This window comes from Neisseria sp. (genome assembly GCF_030523955.1).
In the GTDB taxonomy this organism is placed as follows: Bacteria; Pseudomonadota; Gammaproteobacteria; order Burkholderiales; family Neisseriaceae; genus Neisseria.
Genome location: NZ_JAUNHL010000093.1, coordinates 1 through 5968, shown reverse-complemented (window position 1 = coordinate 5968; position 5968 = coordinate 1). Strand labels below are relative to the sequence as shown.

Sequence of the window (5968 nt, the reverse complement as noted above, 5' to 3'; positions counted from 1 at the left end):
ATGTCCCTTAGAGAGATGCTACTCCAAAATAGCACCCATTTTGTCCCTTACGCCTAATTCTCAAAAAGATTTAGGAAATGAATCGCCCTTATTCATTCAAACAGAAAAAAGTGATAGCCAAAAGAAAGCGAGCACATCATGAGCACCGTACCTTTATACGATCTGCCCAAAGGCAGCCTCGCCTATATTGACTCCATCCATCCCTGCCAAGAATTTGGCGAACTGGATTACTCAGTCGGTCGCCGCCTTGCTGATCTCGGCTTCTCCGACGGCACCACCATCGAAGTCATCGGTACCGGTCTGTTCGGCCAAGGACCTTACGCCATCCGCTTGGGCGAACACGCCCAGTTCTCACTGCGGCACACCGAAGCCAGCAAAATCCATTGCCGCCTCCTAAAAGCCAATAAGGAGGCTGAATGAGCCAAGTTTATTACGCATTAGTCGGCGCTCCCAACTGTGGTAAAACCGTGCTCTTTAATGCCCTCACCGGCGCGCACGCCAAAGTCGCCAACTATCCCGGCGTAACGGTAGACCGTCGCGAAGGCCGCTTAATCGGCAATCCCGACGTAACCATTATCGACTTGCCGGGCACTTACAGCCTGCGGGTCACCAGCCCCGACGAAGCGGTTACCCGAAAAGTACTGTTCGGCGAGATGGGCACGCAACCCGATGCCATCATTGCAGTGGCCGATGCCACCAACCTCAGAATGACGCTGCGCTTGGTATTGGAACTCAAAACCTTGGGGCTGCCGATGGTGGTGTCGCTTAATCTTAGCGACATCGCGCGTAAACGAGGCGTACAAATCGAAACGGCCAAGCTGGCCGAATTATTGGGCGTGCCGGTGGTAGAAACGGTTGCCATCAGCCAAAGCGGCACCGAAGCCATCCGCAAGGCGATAGCTATGTTGCCGAAAGAGCCGTCCCCGCCTTTAGATGCCAAACGGGCGGCCGAAGTGATCGATTCGCTCGACAGCCGCGAATTGTACGAAGACGTTACCCGTCTGTTGCGCGACAGTACCCACACCCACATGACGCTTCCCGCTTGGCACACCAAACTGGATGACTTCGTGCTGCATCCGGTATGGGGCGTGCTGTTGCTATTGCTGATTCTGCTGCTGGTATTCCAAGCCGTGTACACCTGGTCGGCGCCGCTGATGGACAGTATCGAAGGCGCATTTACTTGGCTGGGCGAATGGGTGGCCGCCAATATGCCGCCCGGCATTCTGAGCGATTTGATTGTCAACGGCATCATCGCCGGTATCGGCAGCGTGTTGGTATTTTTGCCGCAGATTACCATTCTGTTTGCCTTTATCCTGCTGTTGGAAGATTCCGGCTACCTGCCGCGCGCCGCATTCTTGATGGATAACCTGCTCGCCAAAAGCGGTTTGTCCGGCCGCGCTTTTATTCCGCTGCTCTCCAGCTTTGCCTGCGCGGTGCCCGCCGTGATGTCGGCGCGTACCATCCAAGACCCGCGCGAACGCTTGGTCACCATCAGCGTAGCACCCCTCTTGACCTGTTCGGCACGCCTGCCGGTATACGCCCTGATTATCGCCGCCGTGATTCCCCAGCAAACCGTATGGGGATTGAATTTACAAGGTTTGGTATTGTTTATACTGTATCTGGCCGGTATTTTATCCGCCGGTCTGGTAGCTTTCGTGATGAAAAAAATCGCCAAGCGCCACGGCCGTATCCAGCAGTTTCCGCTGTTAATGGAACTGCCGACCTACCGCCTGCCGAATTTTAAAAACATCCTGCTGAATCTGTGGGACAAAGTGCGCTCCTTCCTGAAACGCGCCGGTACCATTATTTTTGCGCTCAGCGTGGTTTTGTGGGCATTGGTCAGCTTCCCCGGCGCACCTGAAAACGCCAAAGGCCCTGCCATCGATTACAGCTTTGCCGGCATGATCGGCCGCGTATTGCAACCGATTTTCGAACCCATCGGCTTTACATGGCAAATGACCATCGCCATGATTCCCGGCGTTGCCGCCCGCGAGGTGGTGGTGGCCGCCTTGGGTACCGTGTATGCGGTGAGCGCCGATTCCGACGAGGCCACCAGCAACGCACTGATTCCCATCGTTCATAACGACTGGGGCTTGCCGACTGCCTTTGCCTTTTTAGCATGGTATGTCTACGCACCGATGTGCTTGGCGACCATCGCCGTTATCCGCCGCGAAACCCGTTCGCCGCAACACACCGCTTTAATCGTCGGTTATCTGCTGGTGTTGGCGTATGCGTTTTCCTTTATCGTTTACCGACTTACTTTGGCGTTGACATCATGATTCAAGAAATTCTGGTTGCCCTGATTGTGGCCGGCTGTGCTTGGTATGCCTACAAAAAGCTCAGGCCGAAAAAACTCGGCTGCTCTTGCAGTGGCTGCTCGCACTGCGGCAGTAGCCCGAAAGCGGAAAACAGAAAAAACAAGCCTTCCGAATAAACTTCTTGTTTATTATCTTTCAGACAGGCATCACCCTTTCAGACAGGCCTTAATGCCTGTCTGAAAGGGTTTCTCTATGCTAAAATCACCCAAATTTTTACCTAAACAAATTAACGCACGAAAGCATTTTTATGGCCGGCAACACCTTCGGACAACTCTTCACCGTAACCACTTTCGGCGAAAGCCACGGCCCCGCATTGGGCTGCATCATCGACGGCTGCCCGCCCGGTTTATCGTTAAACGAAACAGACATCCAGCATGACCTCGACCGCCGCAAGCCCGGCACCAGCCGCCACGTTACCCAGCGGCGCGAAGCCGACGAAGTGGAAATATTATCGGGCGTGTTCGAAGGCAAAACCACCGGCACCCCCATCGCCCTGTTAATCCGCAACACCGACCAGCGCAGCAAAGACTACGGCAACATCGCCCGCCAGTTCCGCCCCGGCCATGCCGACTACACCTACTGGCACAAATACGGCACGCGCGACTACCGCGGCGGCGGCCGCTCTTCCGCCCGAGAAACCGCCGCCCGCGTAGCCGCCGGCGCGATTGCCAAGAAATGGTTGAAAGAACAATTCGGCGTAGAAATCACCGCTTATGTTACCCAAGTCGGCGAGCGGAAAATCAGCTTTGAAGGCTATCAATACATCGGCCAAAACCCCTTTTTCGCCGCCAACCAATCGCAAATCACCGAACTGGAAAACTATATGGACAGCGTACGCAAATCGCTGGATTCGGTCGGCGCCAAACTGCGCGTGGAAGCCGCCAACGTACCGGTAGGCTTGGGCGAGCCGGTATTCGACCGTCTCGATGCCGATATTGCCTACGCACTGATGAGCATTAACGCAGTAAAAGGCGTGGAAATCGGCGACGGCTTTGATGTTGTTGCCCAACGCGGCAGCTACCACGGCGACGAACTCACCCCGACGGGCTTTAAATCCAATCACGCCGGCGGCATTTTGGGCGGCATCTCCACCGGCCAAACCATCACCGCCAATTTCGCCATCAAACCCACCAGCAGCATCGCCACCGCACGCGAGAGCATCGACATCGACGGCAACCCGGTGGAAATCGCCACCCACGGCCGCCACGACCCATGCGTGGGTCTGCGCGCCGCCCCCATCGCCGAAGCCATGGTCGCCTTGGTACTGATCGACCATGCCCTGCGCCAGCGCGCGCAAAACGCGGACGTATCGGTTAGCACTCCGGATATCGCCCGCCGCAAGTAAACAACGCAGTTACACAACCCGCTTTGAAATGAAGAAAAGGCAAACGCGCCATACTCGGTGCAGATCCGAGTATGGAAAAACGTTTATCAAACAACTTGGTTTTTGATCATAAAATGCCTGTCTGAAATCAAGCCGGCGAAGTTAACCGGTTTTCAGACAGGCATGGTTTCATCAAACGTTAGCGGATTAACTTAACTTTCGCTACGGTGTTACTGCCTTGTATCGAAGTCATTAAATCCGCAATAGAAATAGCCGGGATAGGAATTATTCCATATCCCGGCTATTGATTTGGCAGCTCTGCGCCGGTTAAGCTACTACAGCTTGAGCCTGTGCTTGGTTACATTGTTCCTGAACCATTGCAGCCAAGGTGGAACCGCTGACCGATGCCCCACCGGCATTTTCGAACGCTTGGTTGATCACACTATTGGTCACGGTGACACAGGTGCAGTCAAATTCCAATTGCTCGATTTGCTTCTCAGCCCCACAGAACCAATCCTTAATCGTAATCGAATCGTCGGGCCGATCACATGCAGTAATCACCAGATTCCCGCAATCTTCGCTAAATACCAAATTTTCCAGATGAATATCATCTTTCAGGTTCAGCACATCGGTTTCGCAAACATCGCCGCAGTCCTCGACCACATCATGACCGTGTCCCGCTGCGAATACATACACATCCGCACCGGGACCGCCGTTCAGCAAGTCGTTGCCCAGCCCCCCATCCAAGCGGTCGGCGCCTTCGCCGCCATATAGAACATCCTCCCCGCAATCCCCGTATAAGGTATCGCAACCGGCATCGCCGTAGAGCGTATCGTTGCCGTCGCCACCATACAAGGTGTCGTTGCCGCCTTTGCCGTGAAGCGTATCATTACCCGCTTCACCTTTAATCACATTGTCCGCATCATTACCGGTCAGCTCGTTATCCAAGCAATTGCCGGTCAGGTTAACGGCACAGTCGCCGATAGCGATTACATTCTCCACATAATCCGGTGCAGTATAATCAACTGAAGTGTAGACCGTATCCACACCCTCGCAATCGCTTTCCGCCACCACATCGCAGGCATCGTCGACATAATAACTGTCGTCTCCCTTACCGCCGTACATATGGTCCGCCCCTTTGCCCCCATCGATCGTGTCGTTGCCTTTACCGCCGTAAACCGTATCGTTACCTCCGGCACCGTACAGATTATCGTTGCAAGCCGAACCCGTGATGCAGTCTGCTTTTTCGGTGCCAACCACATCATAACCGCCGTATTTATTCCAACTGCTTTGAATACGGCTGGTAATCATCACTGCATAAGCATTATCCATACAAAAAGACCATTGCTTTTGCTGATGATGATGGCTTTCCGGTTTGCAGAAACGGTAAGAGTAAGAATGGTGTGACATGATTCAATCTCCAAATGATCAATACATAATGAAAAACATCATGAAATTCCGAATCTTGTAAAGCGCCTTCCGAAACCGGCCGATGTTGGCAAACCTTATCGGATTTCTTGTTAGTGCAGATTACAGCCTGCCAATCCCAAACCGGCACTCCCTTGGCGCTTTACACTTGATACAACGATAAAGATTCGGATTAAGTAAATTTTCATTTACTTGCAAACAGCATAATACCATTCGAATATTTAGTTTTGTTTTATAAAAATTCGGTAATTTTTTCAGACAAACGGTAAATTAAATTTAAACAATTTATCAATAAATAGATTAAATTCAAATTTAATTATAAAAATAAAAACTATAATTTAAAGAATTTTAAATCAAATATTTATTACAATTGAATTTATACGAATAAAAACCATAAATTTAACAATAAACACTTTCGTCATATTTTATAGACAACATCCGCCAAACACCTGCTCCAAACCGAATCGGATCCGGTATTTCCATACAACATTCGAAGCGCTTGGCAGCCCGTCCAGTTATGCTACAATCCAAACAGTACTTCGAGCAGGTTTTTAAATTTAACCCGAACAAATAAAGGAATTCACATGGCCTCCATCGCTTCCGACATTTTCAAAGCCTATGACATCCGCGGCATCGTTGGCAAAACACTGACCAACGAAGCGGCCTACCTAATCGGCAAAGCCATTGCCGCCCGCGGCAGCAAGCTTGGCGTAACACGTATCGCTGTCGGTCGCGACGGACGCCTCAGCGGCCCCGAACTCGGTGAAAACCTGATCCGCGGCATTACCGAAAGCGGTATCGACGTGCTCAACGTCGGTATGGTCGCCACGCCCATGCTCTATTTCGCCGCCATCAAAGAATGCGGCGGCAGCGGCGTGATGATTACCGGCAGCCACAA

At 52.2% G+C, this 5968-nt stretch carries 5 protein-coding genes and 1 pseudogene; 5 read left to right on the top strand and 1 reads right to left on the bottom strand.

Annotation, left to right across the window (positions count from 1 at the left end):
• Nucleotides 1-138: 138 nt before the first annotated feature.
• The 4 genes from Q4C79_RS12830 (at nucleotide 139) to aroC (ending at nucleotide 3663) form a co-directional block, all read left to right on the top strand.
• Complete coding sequence (locus Q4C79_RS12830; RefSeq protein ID WP_303091416.1) at nucleotides 139-420, top strand: FeoA family protein; 282 nt, start codon at nucleotides 139-141, stop codon at nucleotides 418-420.
• Nucleotides 417-2279, top strand: coding sequence for a ferrous iron transport protein B (gene feoB / locus Q4C79_RS12825; protein ID WP_303091415.1), 1863 nt, complete (start codon nucleotides 417-419; stop codon nucleotides 2277-2279). Before Q4C79_RS12830 ends, feoB begins: the two co-directional genes overlap by 4 nt.
• The gene (locus tag Q4C79_RS12820) at nucleotides 2276-2434 is read left to right on the top strand and encodes a FeoB-associated Cys-rich membrane protein (RefSeq protein WP_303091414.1); all 159 of its coding nucleotides are present in this window, start codon (nucleotides 2276-2278) and stop codon (nucleotides 2432-2434) included. Before feoB ends, Q4C79_RS12820 begins: the two co-directional genes overlap by 4 nt.
• Before the next feature lie 131 nt (nucleotides 2435-2565).
• Nucleotides 2566-3663, top strand: a complete 1098-nt coding sequence (gene aroC, locus Q4C79_RS12815) for a chorismate synthase (protein WP_303091413.1) — start codon at nucleotides 2566-2568, stop codon at nucleotides 3661-3663.
• Between the two features lie 306 nt (nucleotides 3664-3969).
• Here aroC and Q4C79_RS12810 read toward each other — a convergent pair whose 3' ends face one another.
• Entirely contained in the window at nucleotides 3970-5052 is a 1083-nt protein-coding gene (locus tag Q4C79_RS12810) for a calcium-binding protein (RefSeq protein WP_303091412.1), read from the bottom strand.
• A 602-nt stretch (nucleotides 5053-5654) separates the two neighbouring features.
• On the opposite strand from Q4C79_RS12810, the pseudogene Q4C79_RS12805 reads away from it, so the two are divergent.
• Nucleotides 5655-5968: pseudogene (locus tag Q4C79_RS12805) on the top strand (phosphomannomutase/phosphoglucomutase); the annotation flags it as partial.